General features: G+C 68.8%; 19 protein-coding genes and 1 pseudogene. 6 read left to right on the forward strand and 14 right to left on the reverse strand.

Annotated features, from left to right (window positions below; translation table 11 throughout):
• Nucleotides 1–3: 3 nt before the first annotated feature.
• From H7I87_RS04640 to H7I87_RS04655, 4 genes are read right to left on the reverse strand one after another with little or no spacing between them, the layout of a single operon-like run.
• Complete coding sequence (locus H7I87_RS04640; RefSeq protein ID WP_019731921.1) at nucleotides 4–1,731, reverse strand: FAD-binding protein; 1,728 nt, start codon at nucleotides 1,729–1,731, stop codon at nucleotides 4–6.
• Nucleotides 1,728–2,645, reverse strand: coding sequence for a 3-carboxyethylcatechol 2,3-dioxygenase (locus H7I87_RS04645; protein WP_019731922.1), 918 nt, complete (start codon nucleotides 2,643–2,645; stop codon nucleotides 1,728–1,730). Before H7I87_RS04645 ends, H7I87_RS04640 begins: the two co-directional genes overlap by 4 nt.
• On the reverse strand, nucleotides 2,593–4,335 hold the full coding sequence (locus H7I87_RS04650; RefSeq protein WP_019731923.1) for a bifunctional 3-(3-hydroxy-phenyl)propionate/3-hydroxycinnamic acid hydroxylase: 1,743 nt from the start codon (nucleotides 4,333–4,335) through the stop codon (nucleotides 2,593–2,595). Before H7I87_RS04650 ends, H7I87_RS04645 begins: the two co-directional genes overlap by 53 nt.
• Complete coding sequence (locus H7I87_RS04655) at nucleotides 4,335–5,198, reverse strand: alpha/beta fold hydrolase (protein ID WP_003873045.1); 864 nt, start codon at nucleotides 5,196–5,198, stop codon at nucleotides 4,335–4,337. The genes H7I87_RS04650 and H7I87_RS04655 overlap by 1 nt, the downstream gene beginning before the upstream one ends.
• 125 nt (nucleotides 5,199–5,323) lie before the next feature.
• On the opposite strand from H7I87_RS04655, the gene H7I87_RS04660 reads away from it, so the two are divergent.
• Nucleotides 5,324–6,001 carry an IclR family transcriptional regulator gene (locus tag H7I87_RS04660; RefSeq protein ID WP_019731924.1) on the forward strand — a complete coding sequence of 226 codons (678 nt, stop codon included), beginning with the start codon at nucleotides 5,324–5,326 and terminating at the stop codon, nucleotides 5,999–6,001.
• Nucleotides 6,002–6,015: 14 nt separating this feature from the next.
• Nucleotides 6,016–7,632 (forward strand): FAD-dependent oxidoreductase, encoded by a 1,617-nt coding sequence (locus H7I87_RS04665; protein ID WP_033724891.1) that lies wholly within the window; start codon nucleotides 6,016–6,018, stop codon nucleotides 7,630–7,632.
• 256 nt (nucleotides 7,633–7,888) lie between these two features.
• Here H7I87_RS04665 and H7I87_RS04670 read toward each other — a convergent pair whose 3' ends face one another.
• Complete coding sequence (locus H7I87_RS04670) at nucleotides 7,889–9,109, reverse strand: sensor histidine kinase (protein ID WP_011723820.1); 1,221 nt, start codon at nucleotides 9,107–9,109, stop codon at nucleotides 7,889–7,891.
• A 113-nt stretch (nucleotides 9,110–9,222) separates the two neighbouring features.
• Between H7I87_RS04670 and H7I87_RS04675 the strand changes: the two are divergent.
• Nucleotides 9,223–9,881: pseudogene (locus H7I87_RS04675) on the forward strand (response regulator).
• Here the strand turns inward: H7I87_RS04675 and H7I87_RS04680 are convergent.
• The 4 genes from H7I87_RS04680 to H7I87_RS04695 form a co-directional block, all read right to left on the reverse strand.
• Nucleotides 9,874–10,767 carry a thiamine pyrophosphate-dependent enzyme gene (locus H7I87_RS04680; RefSeq protein WP_019733317.1) on the reverse strand — a complete coding sequence of 298 codons (894 nt, stop codon included), beginning with the start codon at nucleotides 10,765–10,767 and terminating at the stop codon, nucleotides 9,874–9,876. The pseudogene H7I87_RS04675 and the gene H7I87_RS04680 sit on opposite strands and share 8 nt — an antisense overlap.
• Nucleotides 10,768–10,899: 132 nt before the next feature.
• On the reverse strand, nucleotides 10,900–11,787 hold the full coding sequence (meaB, locus tag H7I87_RS04685; protein ID WP_019733318.1) for a methylmalonyl Co-A mutase-associated GTPase MeaB: 888 nt from the start codon (nucleotides 11,785–11,787) through the stop codon (nucleotides 10,900–10,902).
• Between the two features lie 7 nt (nucleotides 11,788–11,794).
• Nucleotides 11,795–12,934: a thiolase family protein gene (locus H7I87_RS04690; protein WP_003873052.1), complete on the reverse strand. Its 1,140-nt coding sequence runs from the start codon at nucleotides 12,932–12,934 to the stop codon at nucleotides 11,795–11,797.
• A gap of 119 nt (nucleotides 12,935–13,053) precedes the next feature.
• Nucleotides 13,054–13,572: a phenolic acid decarboxylase gene (locus H7I87_RS04695; RefSeq protein WP_003873053.1), complete on the reverse strand. Its 519-nt coding sequence runs from the start codon at nucleotides 13,570–13,572 to the stop codon at nucleotides 13,054–13,056.
• Nucleotides 13,573–13,697: 125 nt separating this feature from the next.
• Between H7I87_RS04695 and H7I87_RS04700 the strand changes: the two genes are divergently transcribed.
• Nucleotides 13,698–14,549, forward strand: coding sequence for a proline iminopeptidase-family hydrolase (locus tag H7I87_RS04700; protein ID WP_019733319.1), 852 nt, complete (start codon nucleotides 13,698–13,700; stop codon nucleotides 14,547–14,549).
• Between the two features lie 5 nt (nucleotides 14,550–14,554).
• Here the strand turns inward: H7I87_RS04700 and H7I87_RS04705 are convergent, their stop codons facing one another.
• The 5 genes from H7I87_RS04705 to H7I87_RS04725 are packed head-to-tail and all read right to left on the reverse strand — an operon-like array spanning nucleotide 14,555 to nucleotide 18,853.
• The gene (locus tag H7I87_RS04705; protein ID WP_019733320.1) at nucleotides 14,555–15,319 is read right to left on the reverse strand and encodes an enoyl-CoA hydratase/isomerase family protein; all 765 of its coding nucleotides are present in this window, start codon (nucleotides 15,317–15,319) and stop codon (nucleotides 14,555–14,557) included.
• A gap of 11 nt (nucleotides 15,320–15,330) precedes the next feature.
• Complete coding sequence (locus tag H7I87_RS04710) at nucleotides 15,331–15,495, reverse strand: hypothetical protein (protein WP_162936210.1); 165 nt, start codon at nucleotides 15,493–15,495, stop codon at nucleotides 15,331–15,333.
• Between the two features lie 2 nt (nucleotides 15,496–15,497).
• A complete protein-coding gene (locus H7I87_RS04715) occupies nucleotides 15,498–16,580 on the reverse strand; it encodes an acyl-CoA dehydrogenase family protein (protein WP_003873056.1) in 1,083 nt (360 codons plus the stop codon).
• Nucleotides 16,567–17,472 (reverse strand): acyl-CoA dehydrogenase family protein, encoded by a 906-nt coding sequence (locus H7I87_RS04720; RefSeq protein ID WP_019733321.1) that lies wholly within the window; start codon nucleotides 17,470–17,472, stop codon nucleotides 16,567–16,569. Before H7I87_RS04720 ends, H7I87_RS04715 begins: the two co-directional genes overlap by 14 nt.
• Entirely contained in the window at nucleotides 17,450–18,853 is a 1,404-nt protein-coding gene (locus H7I87_RS04725) for a class I adenylate-forming enzyme family protein (RefSeq protein ID WP_023861878.1), read from the reverse strand. Before H7I87_RS04725 ends, H7I87_RS04720 begins: the two co-directional genes overlap by 23 nt.
• A 124-nt stretch (nucleotides 18,854–18,977) precedes the next feature.
• Between H7I87_RS04725 and H7I87_RS04730 the strand changes: the two genes are divergently transcribed.
• Together H7I87_RS04730 and H7I87_RS04735 are read left to right on the forward strand one after the other, a co-directional pair.
• On the forward strand, nucleotides 18,978–19,316 hold the full coding sequence (locus H7I87_RS04730; protein ID WP_031344507.1) for a 2Fe-2S iron-sulfur cluster-binding protein: 339 nt from the start codon (nucleotides 18,978–18,980) through the stop codon (nucleotides 19,314–19,316).
• A gap of 17 nt (nucleotides 19,317–19,333) precedes the next feature.
• Nucleotides 19,334–19,648, forward strand: coding sequence for a DUF4286 family protein (locus H7I87_RS04735; protein WP_003877227.1), 315 nt, complete (start codon nucleotides 19,334–19,336; stop codon nucleotides 19,646–19,648).

Here is a 19,648-nt window from a genome sequence, read left to right on the forward strand (position 1 = left end):
GTGCTACCTCCTATGAGTATTAGCGGCTCGGTTGGCGACTTGGGCCGCAACGTGTTTCGCCGCGACGTAGCCGAAGGTCATGGCGGGGCCGATGGTGGCCCCCGCACCGGCATAGCTGCGGCCCATCACCGGCGCGGAGGTGTTACCCACCGCGTAGAGTCCCGGCACCACGGTGTCGTCGGCCCGCAGCACGCGGGCGTGTTCGTCGGTGCGCAGGCCGCCCGAGGTTCCGAGGTCCCCGAGCACGATTCGGAAGGCGTAATACGGCGGATCGCCCAGCGGATACAGGTTGGGGTTGGGCAGGGTCGGGTCGCCGTAGTAGTTGTCGTAGACGCTGTCGCCGCGGTTGAAGTCGTCGTCGTGGCCCTTGCGGGCGAGTTCGTTGAACCGTCGCGCGGTTTCGGCGAGCTCCGCGGCGGGCACCCCGATCTGCGCCGCCATCTCGTCCCACGTCATCGCGGCCTTGACGACACCCGATTCCAGCCAGGCCGGCGGGATCTTGCGGCCGGTGGGCACCGGCGCCCCGGGGATCTTCGGCAGCGGCAGGTGCCCGCCGATGACGTAGCGGTTCCACGACCTGTGGTCGGTGATCAGCCAGCACGGGATGTGGGTGACACCGGACCGCTGGCCCTCGATCATGGCGTGGCCGAAGTCCATGTACGGGGCCGCCTCGTTGATGAACCGTCGGCCGGCGCCGTTGACGATGAATTGCGCCGGCATCATCCGCTCGTTGAGCATGAATTGCATGCGCCCGTCCGGCCATTGGATGGCCGGGAACCACCACGCCTCGTCGAGCAAGTCCGTTGCGGCGCCCACATTTTGGCCGGCCCGGATGCCGTCCCCCATCGCGGCCGGGTTGCCGAAGCTCCAGTCCTGGTCCACCTCGGGCAGCAGCTCCTTGCGCCAGGCGAGGTCGTGGTCGAAGCCACCGGAGGCCAGGATCACGCCGAACCGTGCGCCGATGCGCTGCGGCTTGCCTTCGCGTTCCACCACCGCGCCGCTGACCGCTCCCTGCGGGTCGGTGAGCAACCGCACCATCGGCGAGTCCAGCCACAGCGGGACACCGCGGTCGCGCAGCGCCAGCCGCATCCGGGCGGCCAGCGACTGCCCGATCGCGGCCATCCGCTCGCCGAACACCCGCGCCCTGACCATCCGGGCGATCAGCTTGAGCAGCACGGCTTTGCCCGCCCAGGACTGCCGGATCCGGTAGAAGGTGCGTAACTCCTTGGGCCCCAGCCAGATTCCCTTGGGGGCCAGGGCCAGCGGCTGCAGCAGCTTGTGCTCGTCGGGCCCGAGCTTGCGCAGGTCGATGGGTGGCACGTTGATGGTGCTGCCGAGTTCGGAGCCGCCGGGCAGCTCGGGATAGTAGTCGGCATATCCGGGCTTCCAGACGAATTCGAACCATCCGGAGAGGTTTTCCAAGAATGACAGCATCTGCGGCGCGGTCTCGACGTATTGCCGTATCCGCGCCTCGCTGACCAGCCCGTCGGTGATGTTTTTGAGGTATTCCACCACCCCTTCCGGCGAGGGCGAGTAGCCCTCCCGCCGCTGCGCGGGCGCGCCGGGCACCCAGATGCCGCCTCCGGACAGCGCGGTGGAACCCCCGAAGTGGGAGGACTTTTCGACGATCAGCGCATCCAGCCCGGCGGCCTGGGCGGTGAGCGCGGCCGTCATCCCGCCGCCGCCCGAGCCGACGATGAGTACGTCGACGACGTGGTCGAAATCGGTCATTTCGGTCTTGCCGTTCTGATGGCGAATCCGGCGATCAGTTCGGGGGCGGGCTTGTAGTAGCGCATGGTCGTCTCGTAGGGACCGGCCGCCTGCAGTGCGGCGAATGCGGCCACCCAGGTGCGGATTTCGTGCGCGGAGCCGCCGCCCTCGTGCGTCACGAACGAATTCGACCAGCGGTCCAATTCGCTCAGCGAGCCGCGGTCGATGATTTCCAGGAACCGGTGATCCCAGGTCGGGTTGAGCGGCTGCAGTGCACTGTCGCCGGCGGCGAAGCTCCTGGCCGCGTCGATCACCGCGGCCTGCCGGGCCTGACGCTGCTCGGCCGTCATCGGCGCGCCGTGCACGATCCGCTGCAGCACAGGCTCGGGCGCGGTGGCCAGGGTGGGCACCGGCGGACTGTGCGAGAGCCCACCGGATCCCATCACCAGCACCCGCTTGTCCAGCGTGGCCAGATAGGTGCCGACGGCGGCGCCCAGCGCCCGGCACCGGTGCATCGGCCCCAGCGGCACCCCGATCGCGTTGACGAAGATCGGTATCACCGGACGCGAAATGGCCGTGCCGAACAGCTTTTCCAGCGGCTGGACGGTCCCGTGGTCGACGTCCATGCTGGCTGACACGGCGATGTCGACCCCGGCGTCGAGGACGGCTTGCGCGCAGTCGACCGCCAGCTTCTCCGGGACGTCCAGCGGTCCGGCGTGGGTGCCGTAATCGCCGACGCCGCTGGCGCTGGTGCCGATGCAGAAGGGCGGCATCACCTTGTAGAAGAACCCGTTGTAGTGGTCCGGTGAAAAGATGACCACGAGCTGCGGGTCGTAGTCTTCGACGAAACCTCGCGCCCGGGCGATGGCGGCGTCGATGTCGTCAAGCAGGTCCCGCGACGGCCCCGGAAGATTCAGGAGCGGGCTGTGCGACATACAGCACAGAGCCAGTGCCACTTTGCGGATCACCTCCTCGCGGCGTGAGCGTCAGCGCGTCGAACAGCGCCGCGCTCAGGTCGGGCGCGCGCTGTGCGATGCAGGCGCCGGCGATGCATCGATCGGGACGCAGGAACAGCACCGATTCAGCGTGGATGTCGAACCAGGATTTGAGGTCACCGCGCCGGTCGCCGACGACCACGACGTCGGGATCGTCGTGCCCGGTCCAGTGCAACTGTGTGGCCGGGCGCAGCGCAAAGAAGCGGGCGCCCAAGGCTTTCCAGTTCGCGAACGCCGTCTCGCCGAGGATCTTGCGCGGGTTGTTGTTCCAGCACAGCACGGCGAACCAGGGACCCAGCACGTCGTCGAGCAGCACGTCCTGCTGGTCCCGGGTGTCCACCCGCGGCTGGATGAACAGCGTGCCCACCGGGGAGTCGGCCCGGCCGGGGTTGGCGTGCACGACGGCGCCGTGCTCGTAACGCGGCATGGGCTTGAACCGCATCTCCAGCACATACCGCTTGAGCGTCGGCACGATCGACGCCGAGCGCACCAGCAGGTCGCGGGCGCCGGCCACCCGGCGGTTGGTGGGTGAGATGACCCGGCCCACCATCGTGGACAGGTCGATCATCGCGCGGGCATGCTTGCGGCGCTCCATGTCGTAGGTGTCCAGCAGCTCGTCGCCGGCCCGCCCGCTTACCACCGCGGCGAGCTTCCAGCCCAAGTTCGCCGCGTCGCGGATCCCGCTGTTGTATCCCTGTCCCTGCCAGACCGGCATCAGGTGCGCGGCGTCGCCGGCCAGCAGCAGCCGGCCTCGGCGGAACTCGCCGGCGATCCGCGAATGGTGGGTGTACACCCGGCGCCGGATCACGTCGACCCGGTCGGGGTGCGGCACCATCCGGGCCAGCATCCGCGTCAGGAATTCCGGGTCTTCGGCCTGTTCGTCGGACTCGTCGGCGTGAATCATGAACTCGAAGCGGCGAATTCCGTGCGCGATCGAGATCGAGGCGTACGGACGTTCGGGGTCGGCGCCGACCTCACTGTTGGGATGCCCGAGCGGATCGTTGGCGATGTCGACCACCAGCCACCGGGTCGAGGACGTCGTGCCGTCGAAGGACACCCCCATCACCCGCCGGGTCATGCTGCGCCCGCCGTCGCAACCGACGACGTAGCGGGCGCGCAGCCGGGCGGGGTGGCCGTCACCGCCGCCATCGCCGACATTGCCGCCGTCGGCGCCGAGTTCGACGTTCACCCCGTCGGCGTCTTCCCGGCAGCCCGTCATCGGGCTGCCCCAGCGCACCTGCACGTGCGCGAACCGGTCCAGTCCGGCCAGCAGTTCGGCGTCGACGAGCGGTTGCACGAATCCGTTTCGCTTCGGCCAGCCGAAACGCGCGTCGGGCGGGGCCATTTCGGCGAGCACCCGGCGTTTGGCGTCCATGAACCGCAGGATCTGGTTGGGCACCGTGTGCGGCAGCACCCGCTCGACAAGGCCGATCGACTGGAAGGTGCGCAGCGCCTCGTCGTCCAGGCCCACCCCGCGCGGGTAGTCGATCAGGGTGTCCCGCTCCTCGACCACCACGGTGCGGATGCCTTGCAGGCCAAGGATATTGGCGAGCGTCAGGCCGACCGGACCCGCACCCACCACCAGGACGTCGGTGTCGTGGTCGGTTGCCCGTGGCCCCGGCGCGATCATCAGCGGCCCAGCAGGAAATCGAGATGCAGCCGATTGAACGTCTTGGCGTCCTCGTACTGCGGCCAATGACCGCAGCCGGGCATCACTTCGAAACGCGCGCCCGGAATCATCGACGCGATGCGGCGGCCCTCGCTGACATCGGCGGTCGGGTCGTCGCTCGTCCACAGCACCAGGGTCGGCGCGATGATCGAGCCGTATTCGGCCGGGCCCAGAATGTTGCGCGCCCGAATCTCGGGGTCCTGCAACGCCATGATGTCGCGCATGGCGGCGACGAACCCCGGTTGGCGGTAGACGCGCTGGCGGCTGGCGACCAGGTCGTCGTAGTCGCGGGACTTGTCGGCCATCAGCCATTTGATCCGCGCTTGCACCGTCTCCCAGGTGGGGTTTTCGGCAGCGGCCATCGACAGCGCGATAATCCGTTGCATCACAACGGGATCGGCCTGCGACCCGCCGGCGGTGTTGAGGACCAGCCGGTCTACCACGTCGGGATGGTCGATGGCCGCGCGGGCGGCCACCCAGCCGCCCAGGGATTCGCCGCTGATGCTGGCGCGCTCGACACCGATGGTGCGCAGCACGGTCATCAGGTGCTCGACGTAGTGGCGGACCTCCAGCGGATGGCCGGGCTTGTCGGTGTAGCCGTGGCCCAGCATGTCGATCGACCAGGTCCAGAAATGGTCGGCGTGCGCGGCCAGGTTGCGGACGTACGCCTCGGCGTGACCGCCGGACCCGTGCAACAGGACCAGCACCGGCTTGCCGGGATCGCCGGCGCGCAGGTAGCGGGTCCGGATGCCCCCGGCATCGAGGTAGCCCTGCTCGAACGCGACGCCCTGGAGATCACTCCATATGCTCTCGAACTCCGCCACGGTTCCGTCCGGCCTCCAGATCGGGGAAATCTCGTTCTCGTTTTCGACCTACCTGTGTGCTAATATCGCACAGTGACGTGCGCTATATATAGAGCTTGGCTCTCACGGGAAGGTCTGTCAAGGCTGTGACGGGTTCTGGGACCGGTTCGCAGACCCTGGCCAGGGGTCTGACCGCGCTGCAGATGGTGGCGGATGCCCCCGCCGGACTCACGGTGCAGCAGCTTGCCGATCAGGTCGGCGTGCATCGCACGATCGCCTACCGGTTGCTGACGACGTTGGCGGAGTTCCGGCTGGTGGCCAAGGGCGAGGACGGCCGCTACCGCCCCGCGGCCGGTCTGGCCGTGCTCGGCGCGTCCTTCGACCGCAACGTGCGGCAGCTGTGCCTGCCGACGCTGCGCGCGCTGGCCGACGAGCTGGGCACCACGGTGTCCCTGCTCGTTGCCGAGGGCGACCAGCAAGTGGCGATCGCGGTGATCGTCCCCAGCCACGTCGCCTACCAGCTGTCCTTTCACGAAGGCAGCCGGTACCCGCTCGACCGCGGCGCCGCCGGCATCGCCCTGCTCGCGTGCATGCCGCCGCGGCCGGGGGAACGTGAGCTGGTGTCGCGGGCACGCGAGCGTGGTTGGGTGACGACGTACGGCGAGATCGAACCGAACACCTACGGCCTGGCCGTCGGTGTGCGCCGCCCGGCGCCGTCCCCGCCCACCTGTGTCAACCTCATCTCGCACCGCGAAGACGTCGTGATGCGCGGCAAGGATGCGGTCATGCGGGCCGCGGAGCAGTTATCAAAGCTGTTGAGCTGAAGGGATTGCAGTCCATGTCATGGGACCACGAAGTCGACGTCGTCGTGCTCGGCAGTGGCGGCGCCGGTCTCACCGCCGCGCTGACCGCGGCCGTGGCGGGCGCCTCGGTGCAGGTTTACGAGAAGGCACCGACCGTCGGCGGCACCACCGCCGTGTCCGGCGGCATCGTGTGGATACCGGCCCACAACCGTTGTCCCGACGGGGAATTGACGGCCGCCGACGCGTTGAAGTATCTGCGCGCGCAGTCCCTCGGTTCGATGGACGACGAGTTGGTCGAGACGTTCGTGCGCACCGGCCCGGCGATGCTCGACTTCATCGAGGCGCACAGCGGCCTTCACTTCGAGATCGCGACCGGCTTCCCCGACTACCGGCCCGAGCTGCCGGGAGGACGGCCCAGGGGTGGCCGATCGCTGAGCGCGGTGCCCTTCGACCTTGCCCAACTGGGCGAATGGGCAACGCGGATAACGTCTTTCCCTGCCGACTGGTCCAACGTCGGGTTCGACGCCGAGACCCGGGCGCGGCTGCACGCCGCGATCGACGAACGAACAGGTCACCTGTGCGTGGCCGGCACCGCGCTGATCGCCGGCCTGCTCAAGGGCCTGCTGGACCTCGGGGTGACGCCGCGGGTGAACGCGCGGGCCGAAGAGCTCGTCGCCGAGGACGGGGAGATCACCGGGGTGCGCATCGCCTCGGCCGAGGGCCGCATCGGCGTTCGCGCGCGGCGCGGAGTCATCCTGGGCACGGGCGGTTTCGAGTGGGATCCCGTTCTGGTGCAGGCGTTTCTGCGCGGCCCCATGCATGGCGCGGTCTCGCCACCCAACAACACCGGGGACGGGCTGCGGATGGCGATGGCGCACGGCGCGGATCTGGCCAACATGGGCGAAGCGTGGTGGGTGCCCATCGTCCAGATCCCGGGCGACACCATCGACGGCAAGCCGCGCAGCCGCAGTGTGCGGCTGGAAAGGACGCGGCCGCGCAGCATCATCGTCAACGCGGCGGGCCGGCGCTTCGTCAACGAGGCGTGCGACTACAACTCGATGGCCGGCGCGTTCCACTACCTGGATCCGCGCGGCGGATACGTCAACGACCGCGGGTGGATGGTGTTCGACTCGGTTCACCTGCAGCGCTACGGATTCCTGGGTGTCGAACCGGGACAACCGGTTCCGGACTGGTTCTGCGAGTCGGCAGATCTCGCCGAGCTGGCCGCCAAGACCGGTATCGACGCCGACGGATTGACCCGCACCGTCGAGAACTGGAACCGGTATGTGGCGGCCGGCGTCGACCCCGACTTCGGCCGCGGCTCCAGTGCCTACGACGGCTACTGGGGCGACGACAGCGCGGCCACTCAGGCGGGCAAGACGCTCGGGCCGATCGACACCGCCCCGTATTACGCGGTGCCGGTGAGCATCGGCGCGATGGGCACGAAGGGCGGCCCGCGCACCGATCGCGACGCGCGCGTGCTGCATGTGGGCGGTGAGCCGATCCCGGGCCTCTTCGCCGCGGGCAACGCGATGGGCGGGGTGACCGGACGCGCGTACGGCGGCGCCGGCGGAACACTTGGCCCGGCAATGGTTTTCGGGTACCGCGCCGGCCACGCCGCGGCCACCGGCAAATCGGTCGACTTGCAATAGCGGCGGCTTGGGCGCTTCGCACCCCCGCTTCGCGCCGAGCGAGTGGGCCCGGTTTCGCACCCCCGCTGCGCGCCGAGCGTGGGCCTTACGTCCCGAAACTGCCGGTTGGACGACCATAGGCCCCACGCTCGACGGGGAATCGCGGTGCGGTGAGCGGCAACCGATAGCGCCGGTGCTGGCGCAATCCAAACTCACTTCATGCCAGCCAAATTGGTGACCACGTGACCAATGTGACGCGCAGCAGCGATCGGCGCGGTTAGTTTCTCAGCGGTACCTCGACGCACACGTGCGTGCCCACCGGAACATCCAGGAATACCAGCTCTCCCCCGGCGGCCTCCACCCGGGCACGATGCGAGGCCAGCCCGATGTGCCCCTCGCCCAAGCGGCGCGCCACCGTCTCCTGGTTGAAGCCCACGCCGTCGTCGACGACGTGCAGGACGCACGTCCCGTCGGTGCGGCCGAGCATGATCGCCGCGGTGCGGGCCCGCGAATGCTGCACGACGTTGGACAGCAGCTCGCGCACCACGCCGAACACCACCGCGTCGATGGCGCTGCGCCCCGAATAGTCGATGTCGGTGGAGATTTCGATCCCGGACCGCTGCGCGGTGAATTCGGCCAGCTGCTGCACGGCAGCACCCAGCCCGACCTGTTCGAGCACCGCGGGATGCAGCTCGAACGTCGCCTGCCGCAACCGCTCCGAGGCCAGCTGCAGACCGGCCAGCGCCCGGCCGATACGTTCGTCATCGGGCACGGCCGCATCCAGCTCGACGAGCTCTTGGCGCACCGCCAGGATGTCTTGCAGCGGCCCGTCGTGAATGAACTCCGAGATCCTGCGCTGGGACACATCCGACGCGTTCATGGTCTGGGCGAGCAATTCCTCCCGCAACGCGCTGAGCCCGGCCACCGAGCGGGTATGGCGCTCCTCGATGCGCACCACCAAAAATGCCGCACAACAGAGAAAGCCGTAGAGCAGGAACCGAAAACCCGCCTCCGGCAAACGCACCGAGCTCGACATCACCGGATCTTGCAGCACGGCAATCGCGAACCCGAGCATGGAGAAGATCAGCACCACGGCCGCCCGGCGGGAGGAGACGTCGAGTCCCAACAGGACCGGCAGCATGGCCATGATGAGCAGCGGATAGATCCCGTTGGTGGACAGCAACTGAAAGATCGTCAACGCCAGGATGTCGACGACCGTGAACGCGAACGGCTCCAGCCGGCCGACCCCGGCCAATCTGCCGATCCCGATCCAGCGGCGAAACGGCGCGAACGCCAGCGCCACAGCACCGAGGGCGATGATTCCGTACAGCAGGATCAACACGCTTTCCTGCGGCCACTCGGATCGGGCGGTGCCGATGATCATCGCCGCGACCATCAGGCCCACCACGCCGACCCGCAACACCGAGCCGATTCGGTACGAGCGCATTTGGTGAACCGCGCGTACCCGCTCCAGCTCTGCGTCCCCGGCTACCGCCACCCGATCACCGTACTCATCCGCGCCGGTCGACCCCAAGCAAACGAGAAGACGACTCATCAGGGCGCCCAATCGTGGCGAAGACCGTTGTTCGGCAAAGAGCTACACTGTCGGCCATGGCTGACCCGGCTACCCGCGAGACGGTGCGGGTGGTCGTCGCCGACGACCACCCGCTGTTTCGCGAAGGTGTGGTGCGCGCGCTGGTGTCGAGCGGCGCGGTGAACGTCGTCGGTGAGGCGGAAGACGGTTCTGCGGCACTGGAATTGATCAAGTCGCATCGCACCAGCCCGACGTCGCGCTGCTCGACTACCGGATGCCCGGCATGGACGGCGCCCAGGTGGCCGCGGCGGTGCGCGCCGACGGGCTGGCGACCCGGGTGTTGCTGATCTCGGCGCACGACGAATCGGCGATCGTCTACCAGGCGCTGCAGCAGGGTGCGGCCGGGTTCGTGTTGAAGGACTCGACGCGCAGCGAGATCGTCAAGGCCGTGCTCGACTGCGCGCAGGGCCGCGACGTCGTGGCACCCGCGCTCGTCGGCGGTCTTGCTGCCGAGATCCGCCAGCGCGCGGAACCGACGGGGCCGGTGCTGAGCGCGCGCGAGCGCGAGGTGCTCCACCGGATCGCGCGCGGTCAAAGCATCCCCGCGATCGCGGGCGAGCTCTACGTGGCGCCGTCGACGGTCAAGACCCACGTGCAACGCCTCTACGAGAAGCTGGGGGTCAGCGACCGCGCGGCCGCCGTCGCCGAGGCAATGCGCCAAGGTCTGCTCAGCTAGCAGCCGACCAGCGGTCGGGTGCGCTCACCGCATCGGACCGGCGCGCTCGCACCAGCGCTTTCGCGCACGCCATCGCCTCGGCCACCAGATGCCGGGCTCCGCGTTCGACCTCCACGAGCCGGTCGGGGTCGACCCCGTCGGCCATCAGCCGCCGTCGCGCCAGGACCAGCGGGTCGATGGCGACGGGGTGGTTCGTCCGGTAGGTGATCGCCTCGACCAGGCTTGGCCCGTCGCCGGCGCTGGCGCGCCGTACCGCTTGGCCCACCGAATCACCCACGGCCACAACGTCTCTGCCGTCGACCAACGCCATGGGCATCGTCTCGGACCGGTAGGCGCACCGCCGGGCATCCGGCCCGCCGCGGACATTCTGCACGACGAACACCACCGGCAACCGCCACGACGCGGCGATCTTTGCGGCCGTGGCGAACTCGACGGAGTGCGTGTCACTACCCGCGATGGCACACAGCGTGACCCTGCCGTCACCGGCCATCCGCTGCGCGTTGGCGTCGCCGAGCGCAAACAGGGTCGATTGCCCCAACGCGCTTTCGTTGGCCAGCGCCTGCTTCCAGTCAGCCGCACCGCTTTTCCGCGATCCGCCGGCGCCTCCGCGCGTGGTTCCGAGCAATTCCGCGATCGCCGGGCCCAGCGGCAGGCCCAGGCCGATCTGCTGGGCGTGCCGGAATCGGGGGGTCGTCGCGTTGACCAGGTCTCCCGGTCGAAGTGCGGCGACGGCCCCGACGGCGACCGCCTCCTGCCCGAAGTCCACCGGCGCGTCGTCGTCGATCGCGGCGCCGACGGCCGATTCGTCCAGCGCCATGTCGAGCAGCCGCAAGACCCACATCCGGCGGTAGGGCTCCAGCCGGTCGTCGTGTTCGGGTGCTGTCATGTGCCGGACCTCCTAGTCGCAAGCGATTTGCTTGGTCCTCAAGGTAGGGGGATGGCCCGCGGCGCGCCTCCGCCGATCGGTCCGCAAACGTGATGAATGCCCGTTCCCCCGATTGGGGGACACCGCCGGCGGTCAGTCCGTCTCGGTCCTCGACGGCGAGAGCAGCCGGTCGGCGGCGGTGTAGGGATCCTGGGTGCCGTCGACGACGGCCTCGGCGAGCCGGTCGAGGGCCGGCTGGGTGCGCAGCCGGGTCTGCGCCAGCGACAGGATCTGGGCCCGGGCGCGCGCCAGTCGACGGGCGCGGCTGTCGGTGCGGCGATGGTCCTCGATGGCCGCCATCAGGTCCTCGATGCCCTCGCCCCGGGCGGCGATCAACGACACGATGGGGGCGCTGGTTTCGGCACGAAGATCCCGGACCGTCTGCTCGGCGCCGTCGCGGTCCGCCTTGTTGACGGCCACGATGTCGGCGACCTCCAACACCCCCGCCTTGGCGGCCTGGACCGCGTCGCCGGCACCGGGATTGAGGATGACGACGGTCGGGTCGGCCACGGCGGCGATCTCGATCTCGGACTGGCCCACCCCGACCGTCTCGAGCAGGACGACGTCGTAGCCGATCGCCGCCAACAGCCGGATGGCCGCCGGAACCGCGGCGGCCAGGCCGCCGAGATGCCCGCGGGTCGCCACGGAGCGGATCAGCACGTCGGAGTCGTTGATGTGCGCGGCCATTCGGATCCGGTCGCCCAGCAGCGCGCCCCCGCTGAACGGCGACGACGGGTCCACCGCCAGCACCGCCACCCGGCATCCCCGTCGGCGGTAGGCGCCGACCAGGGCGGCCACCGTAGTCGACTTCCCCGCACCCGGCGGTCCGGTGATGCCGATCACCGGGCCCGTGTCGCGGGGCGCGGAACCGATCGCCGTCAAGACCTCGTCGCGCTGCTCGCCCTCCACGAGGCTGAGCAGCCGACCGGCCGCCCGGGGAGATCCGTTGCGCGCCCGGTCGATCAGCTCTCCGATGGTCATGTGCGCATTATTCGCCCGCGACCTCGATCACCGTCGCCGAACCCATGCCCCCGCCCGCGCACATCGCCGCGACGCCGATACCGCCGCCGCGGCGGCGCAATTCGTGCACCAGGGTGACCAGCATCCGGGCCCCGGTCGCCGCCACGGGATGTCCCAGCGAGCAGCCGCTGCCGCTGACGTTGACCTTGTCGGGGTCGAGTTCAAGCAGCTTGACCGTGGCCACACACATCGCCGCGAAGGCCTCGTTGATCTCGAAGAGGTCCACATCGGAGATCGAAAGCCCAGCGCGTCCAAGGGCTTTCGGTATCGCCTCCACCGGCGCCAGGCCGGTGATCGCCGGGTCGACCCCGACCGACGCCCAGGACCGGATGGTGGCCAACGGCCGCAGCCCGAGCCGGTCGCTGGCGATCGTCAGCACCGCGGCACCGTCGTTGGCGCCGCAGGCGTTGCCGGCGGTGATGGAGAAGCCCTCGATTTCCGGATGTAACGGCTTGAGCGCGGCCAACTTCTCCATGCTGGTGTCGCGCCGCGGGTGTTCGTCGACCGAGAACAGCCCGTGCGGGGTGTCGATGGGCACGATCTCCTCTTTGAAGCGGCCCTCGTCGATGGCGGCGATGGCGTTGCGGTGCGACCGCAGCGCCCAGGCGTCCATCTCCTCGCGGCTCACCCCGGCTTTGACGGCAGCGTTCCAGCCGACGGTGATCGACATGTCCATGTTCGGGGCGTCGGGCCGGTCCGGGTGGGTCGGCGGGAACCAGTCGACCCACTCGCCGTCGACCTGCATCCGCGATCGCGGCGACGTGGAAGCCGAGTTGACGCCGCCGGCGATGACCAGTTGGTCCATTCCGGCGCGCACGCTGGCCGCGGCGCTCTGTACGGCCGCCTGACCCGCCGCGCAGTGCCGGTTGTTGGCCAGGCCGGGCACCTGGGTCAGCCCCGCCGTGATGGCCGCGTGGCGGGCCAGCACGCCGCCGCCGTAGAGGCCCTCGCCCAGGATCACGTCGTCGACCTGGGTCGGGTCGATATCCTTCACCGCTTCGCTGACGACGTGGTGCGCCAGGTCGAATGCGCTGGTGTCGCGCAGGGTGCCCTTGCGGGCGGTTCCGATGGGTGTGCGCAGCGCGGACACGATGACGGCTTCAGCCACAGTCTTCTCCAGTTCAACCAGCAGGTGCAGCGCCCGTGCGCCATCCGCACCTCACGAGAATATTATTCTCTCAGTAGGAGAGCGTCAGTTGCAACCAGCGCGGGGTGGCGGCCGGCGGGTCAGTTGGTGCGGTCGGACCATCCGCGCGGGAGGTCGCCGGGAGCGGTGTCGATGACGGTCTCGTCGTCGGTGCCGACGTATTCGAACAGGGTGATGTAGGCGAACTCCGGGACTTCGTAGATCGGGTAGGTCGGGCCGCGGTCGCGGTAGGCCCGCATCTCGTCGAGGTGTTCGTTCTGGAAGCAGACCGTGCGCTCGCCGTGCTGGCGAATCCACTGCGGGAAGAAGATGACGCCGTGAATGCGGCGTTTGGACGGCAGGACGTTGACCGCGACGCAGGTGCCGGTGGGCTCGGTCCACGAGATCTTGTAACTGTCGTCGTCGAGCTGGACGAGGTTGACCTCCTGGCCTTTGACCCAGCGCCCGCCGACATGCCCCGAGTGGATGCGGTAGTCGATGGTGGTGGCGTTCTTGACATACATTTCGTACTGCCAACCGTTGGCGTAAGTGTAGATGAAGCGGTGTCCGACGATCCCCGAGAAGTCTTGCGGGGGAATCGGGTTCGCGACGCTGGTCATGGTCGTGCCTCCCATCTCAGCGGGGCCGTGCGGGCCGCGCTCAGAGGAGATCTTGCCAGAACCGCACTCCCCCGGGAGCTGCGGGAATCGGTCCGATTTGGGATGGTGGGTGGATGACTGAGGGAATGGTCGCGGTCCCGGGTGGCCAGGTGTGGTTCCAGCGCACCGGCGGCGGCGCCGGGCTTCCGCTGCTCGTCATCCACGGCGGGCCGGGTCTACCGCACGACTACCTGCGGTCGCTGCGGCGGTTGGCCACCGACCGCGAGGTCATCTTCTGGGATCAGCTCGGCTGCGGCAACTCCAAATGCCCACCGAATCCCGGCCTTTGGACCATGGAACGCTCGGTGGCCGAGGTGGATGCCGTGGTGCGCGCCCTGCGGCTGGACCGGTTCCATCTGTTCGGAAATTCCTGGGGCGGGATGCTGGCCCAGCAGTACGTTCTGGACGCGGCTCCGGCCGGCGCCGCCAGCCTCACCATCTCGAACAGCATTGCCTCCATCCCGCAGTTCGCGAAGATGGTGGCGCGCTTGAAGTCTGAGCTGGACCCCGCCACACAGGCGGCCATCGACCGTCACGAGGCCGCCGGCACCACGCATGACCCCGAATACCAGGCCGCGATACGCACCTGGAATGAAACCTACCTGTGCCGGGTGCGGCCCTGGCCGCGCGACCTCGAGGACGCGTTCCGCAAAATGAGCGCCGAGGTGTTCGAGACGATGTTCGGCGCCAGCGACTTTCACATCGTCGGCACGGTGCGGGACTGGGACGTCTTCGACCGGCTGGGCGAAATCGCCGTGCCCACAATGGTACTCGCGGGCCGCTACGACGAATGCGTGCCGGAGCACATGTGGGAGATGCACCGGCGCATACCGGGCTCGCGCTTCGAGCTGTTCGAGTCCAGCGCCCACATGCCGTTCATCGAGGAACCGGAGAAGTTCGACGCGGTGATGCGTGACTTCCTACGGCTGCACGACTGATCGATTCAGTTCTTGTCCGCCAGTTTGGTGACGATCGACCGGAAATCCTCGGTGACGAACGACTGGCTCTCGGCCGACAACGCATAGTCCAGACTGGCCAGCACGGCCCGCTCCAGATGGATGTTGAGCACCCGCTTGGTGCTTTCCACCGCCTGCTGCGGCAGCTCCAAAATCTTTTTGGCGCAGGCGATTGCCTCGGCGACGGGATCGTCGGCCACGTGATTGGCCAACCCGAGCTCGACGGCGCGCTGCGCGCTGATCCGGGTTCCGGTCAGCGCGTACTCCTTGGCCAGCAACAGGCTGATGTGCAGCGGCCAGGTCAACGGCCCACCGTCGGCGGCCACCAGACCCACCTGCACATGCGGGTCGGCCAGGTAGGCGTTCTCGGCGATGTAGACGATGTCGCTCAGCGCCACCAGGCTGCAGCCCAGCCCTACCGCGGGGCCATTGACGGCCGCCACCACCGGAATCCGGCAGCGCGCCATGCCGAGCACGATCTCGCGCCCGTCCCGGATGGTCTTGGCACGCAGTTCGGCGTCGGCGGACAGCTCCTTGAGATACCCGAAATCACCGCCCGCCGAAAAAGCCCGGCCGGCACCGGTGATCACGGCGGCACGCGCGGTGGGGTCATCGGTCAACCGCTGCCACAGCCGCGCCAGCCCCACGTGCAGGTCGTCGTTGACCGAGTTGAGCGAGTCCGGCCGGTTCAGCGTGATGATGCGCAGCGCACCGTCGGCCCGGACATCGATTTCGGTAGGCATGTCGTACACGTCAGACTCCTTTAGATGGTCGTGACCCGCTTCACCCGGGCTTCGCCCGCGCTCGCGATCACTCCTTGTTTAATGGTCGTGACCCGCTTCACCCGGGCTTCGCCCGCGCTCGCGATCACTCCTTGTTTAATGGTCGTGACCCGCTTCACCCGGGCTTCGCCCGCGCTCGCGATCACTCCTACAATCCCAAGATCCGTGAAGCGATGATGTTCTTCTGTATTTGTGATGTCCCGCCCATGACGCTTTGCGCCCGGCTGTACAGGTAGGCGCTGAGCAGATCGGGATCCCGGGTGCCCGCGACGGCCAGCGCGGCATGGCCGACGGATTGTTCGACCCAGGTCATCAGCAGCTTGTCAAGCGATCCCTCGGGCCCGTGCGACACGCCGTCCAGCTGCTCGGACAGCCGTCGCCGGACGTGATGCGTGAGCATCTCCGATTGCACTGCCGCCCAAGCTAATTCCTCGCACACCGGGCCGTCGGTGCGCGCGTACAGGCTGCGGACGATCTTGCCGTAGCGGGCCGCATACCCCAGCGTGGAGGGCTCGCGTTCGTGCCCGACCACCGTCATGGCCACCGCCCACCCGTCCCCGGGGGCACCGACCATCCGGTCCGCGGGAACCTTGGCGCCGTCGAAGAACACCTGACCGAATTCGTTGGTCACCCCGTTGATCATGCGCAGCGGACGCTGTTGTACGCCAGGCTGTTTCATCTCGAGGATGAACGCCGACAGGCCCCGGTGACGCTTGGCCTGCGGATCGGTGCGGGCCAGCAGCAGACACCAGTCGGCGACATCGGAGTAACTGGTCCAGATCTTGTGCCCGTCGACGACGTAGGTGTCGCCCTCCAGCCGGGCGGTGGTGGTCAGCGACGCCAGGTCCGAACCGGCGCCCGGCTCGCTGAAGCCCTGACACCAGCGCTCGGTGCCATTGATGATGCCGGGCAGGAAGCGGCGGCGCAGTTCGTCGCTGGCGTGCCGGCCGATGCCGTAGATCAGATAGCCCACGCTGGGCCGCGGCGGCGCCCCGGCCCGGGCCAGTTCCTCGTCCACGATGACGTCGTACACCGGCGCCAGCTCCTGGCCGCCGTACTCGCGGGGCCACGACAGCCCGAAGAAGCCCTCGCGGTACAGGGCCTGGTGCCACTCGGCCTGCCGGGCCCAGTAGTCGTCACCGGAACTGGCAAACTCCTTGGCGTGCAACGAAAGCCAAGAGCGCAGCCGCTCCCGGAAGGCGGCCTCGTCGGGTGAATCACGAAAGTCCAAGATCGATCTCCTTCAACGCGACCGGCCACAGCTCGGTCGAGGTCAGGGCCCGGCGCAGGTAGACGTGCGCCGCGCACTCCCAGGTGTTGCCGATACCGCCGTGCACCTGAATCGCCGTCTCACAGACCGTTCGGGCGGCACGCGCACAGTAGACCTTGGCGATCTGGGCCGCCCGGATGGCCTCGGCGGGTGCCAGCGCGTCCACCGCCCACGCGGCGTGCCGGGCCACGCTGATCGAACCCTCGATCAGCGCAAGGCTTTCCGCCAGCAGGTGCGCGATGGCTTGATACGACCCGATCGGATTACCGTACTGCTCACGGATTTTCGCGTAGTCGCAGGCCAGCGCGTGCGCGCCCCGGGCGACGCCGACCAGGTCGGCCGTCGTGGTGACCAGCGCCAGCGCCCGCCACTGCCCGGCCACGTCGGAACCCACCTCCCCCAGTGTCTCCGGAGAGCCCACCGTCGTCGCGTCGGCCCGGGTCAGGTCGACGTTGTCCGGCGCGGGCCGCACATCGACGGCCAGGACCGCGCCACCCGACAGCGAGACAGCGCGCCGAGCGCCCCGGGCATCGACCGCCCGATCGTCGACGGCGACCGTCGTCGCCGCCGCGTCGGCGCCGACGTGGCGGAGCAGGTCGTCGGCGAGCACCGGACCCAGAAACGGCGTGTCGACCAGCCGGCGGCCGAATTCCTCGGCCACGATGGCCACTTCGACACCCGAGGCGCCGTCGGAGCGCAACGACCGCCAGCCGGACATCTCGATCTGCTTGTCCAGCCGGCTGATTCGGCCCTGGTCGTCGAGATCCTGCACCGTTGCCGGGCCGAGGTCGTCGGCCAGCTTGGCGGCGGCATCACGCAATTGCTGTTGTTCAGCTGTCAGACGTACATCCATGGCGCTCCTTCAGCACTCGGCGCAGCACCTTGCCCGAAGGCAGGCGGGGGATTTCGGGCACGACCACCACTCGGCTCAGATGTTTGTAGGACGCCAGCTTTTGGCGCACCAGGGCGGTCAACTCGGTCACGTCCACCGGTGCGGACACCGCGACCGCGGCGACGACGGCTTCGCCGTTGAGCCCGTCGGGCACGCCGAACACCGCGCAGTCCGCGACGGCGGGATGCCCCTGCAGCACCGCCTCGATCTCGGCCGGCGCCACCTGGAAGCCGCGCACCTTGATCATCTCCTTGAGACGGTCGGTGATGCGCAGCCACCCGCCGGTGTCCAGCCAGCCGGCGTCTCCGGTCCGGTACCACCCGTCGCGGATCGCCTCGCCCGTCGCCTCGCCCGGCAGATAGCCGGCCATCAGCGACGCCGACCGGGCCTGTATCTCACCGACCTCACCCGCTCCGGCCGGCTCGCCGCTCGCGAGCGAGACGACCCGCACCTCGACGCCGGGCACCGGCCGTCCGACGGTGTCCAGCCGCGCGTCCTCGATCGGATTACACGCGATCACCGGCAATTCCGTGGTCCCGTAGGCGGGCAGCCAACCCACCCCGGTGCGCCGGGTCACCATCTGGGCGACCTCAGCGTTGACGGGCGTTGCCCCCCACACGATGTAGCGCAGCGAGGACAGGTCATAGGACTCGAGATCCGGATGGGAGCCGATGGCCAGTGCGATCGGCGCCACCGCCATTTCGACGGTGACACGGTCACTTTCGATGTGGTGCAACACCTTGTCGATGTCGAAGCGGGGGTGCAGCCGCACGCAGGCGCCGGTCTTGAGCGCGGTCAGCAGATTCAGCAGGCCCAGGATGTGCGACGGCGGCGTCGCCACCTGGATTCGGTCGCGGCGTGTCAGCCGCAGCGCCTCGCGCCAGTGCCGCACCGCCGCGTCGAGCGAGGCGTGGGTGTGCCGGACGGCCTTCGGCAGGCCGGTGGTGCCGGAGCTGAACACCAGCACCGCGTCGCCGGCGCGCGGCGGCGCACCGGCCGTCGGCTGCGCGGGCGGGACCGGCTCGTCCAGGTGCAGCATCGGCATCAGGCCGGCCAGCACCGGATGGTCCCCGACGGCGTGCCCGGGATCGGTCAACGCGAGCGCATGCTCGACCTCGTCGCGCTTCCACGCCGGGCTGATGAGCACGGCCGTGGCGGCCAACCGCCAGATGGCGAGCAGCACGGCCAGGAATTCGGGCCGGTTGGAGGTCATCACCGCGACCCGTCGACCGGCCGTGACACCGTCCTTGGCCAGCGCGGCGGCCCAGCCGTCGGCCAATGCGTCGAGTTCGGGCACGCTGAATCGCCGTTCCTCGAACACGAGCGCTGCCGGCTCGGTCACGTCCCGTCCTTCCCTGACAGGCCGGGCAGACCCGACATCCATACAGTCTTGAGAAGATGCTATCGCTTCGTGAGAATAGTATTCTCTATACTGAAGAATGCAAGTACGGGAGGGGGCGGTCAAAGTGACGGTCACCCGGATCATCGAGGAGACCCCAGGGGTGACAGATCCGGCAACCAACGGCTCGAGCGCCGGAACGGTGACGATTCATCTGGACCGCAAGAAGGTCTCGGTGCCCATGGTGCCCGGCGAGACCCTGCTGGAGACCGCGCGGCGGGCCGGGCTGGAACCGCCGTTCAGCTGCGAGGCCGGCAACTGCGGCACGTGTATGGCCAAGCTCGAGGAGGGCCACGCGACCATGCGGGCCAACGACGCGCTGGAACCCGACGAGGTCGCCGAGGGCTACATTCTGACGTGCCAGGGCGTTCCGGACACGGACTCGGTCACGGTGCGCTACGAGTAGCCAGAGAGGTGGCGGCAATGGCCAAGGGCATCATCCTCGTGGAGAGTCGACCCAGTTCGCCTGAACGGGAACAGGAATACAACACCTGGTACGACGAGGTGCACCTGGGTGAGCTGGTGGCCCTGGACGGATTCGTCTCCGCGCGCCGGCTGCGGCCGGTGGACGGCGACGGCCCCTACGTCGCCATCTACGAGATCGAGGGCGACGACCTGCAGGCGATTCTGGACAACATGATCGCCAGCGCCGGGCAGCTGCACATGTCGGATGCCCTGCAGCTGGATCCGGCGCCGATCCCACGACTGCTCGAAGTGACCACCGAGTGCGGAGGCTAG

The organism is Mycobacterium timonense (assembly GCF_025821985.1).
GTDB lineage: Bacteria > Actinomycetota > Actinomycetes > Mycobacteriales > Mycobacteriaceae > Mycobacterium > Mycobacterium avium.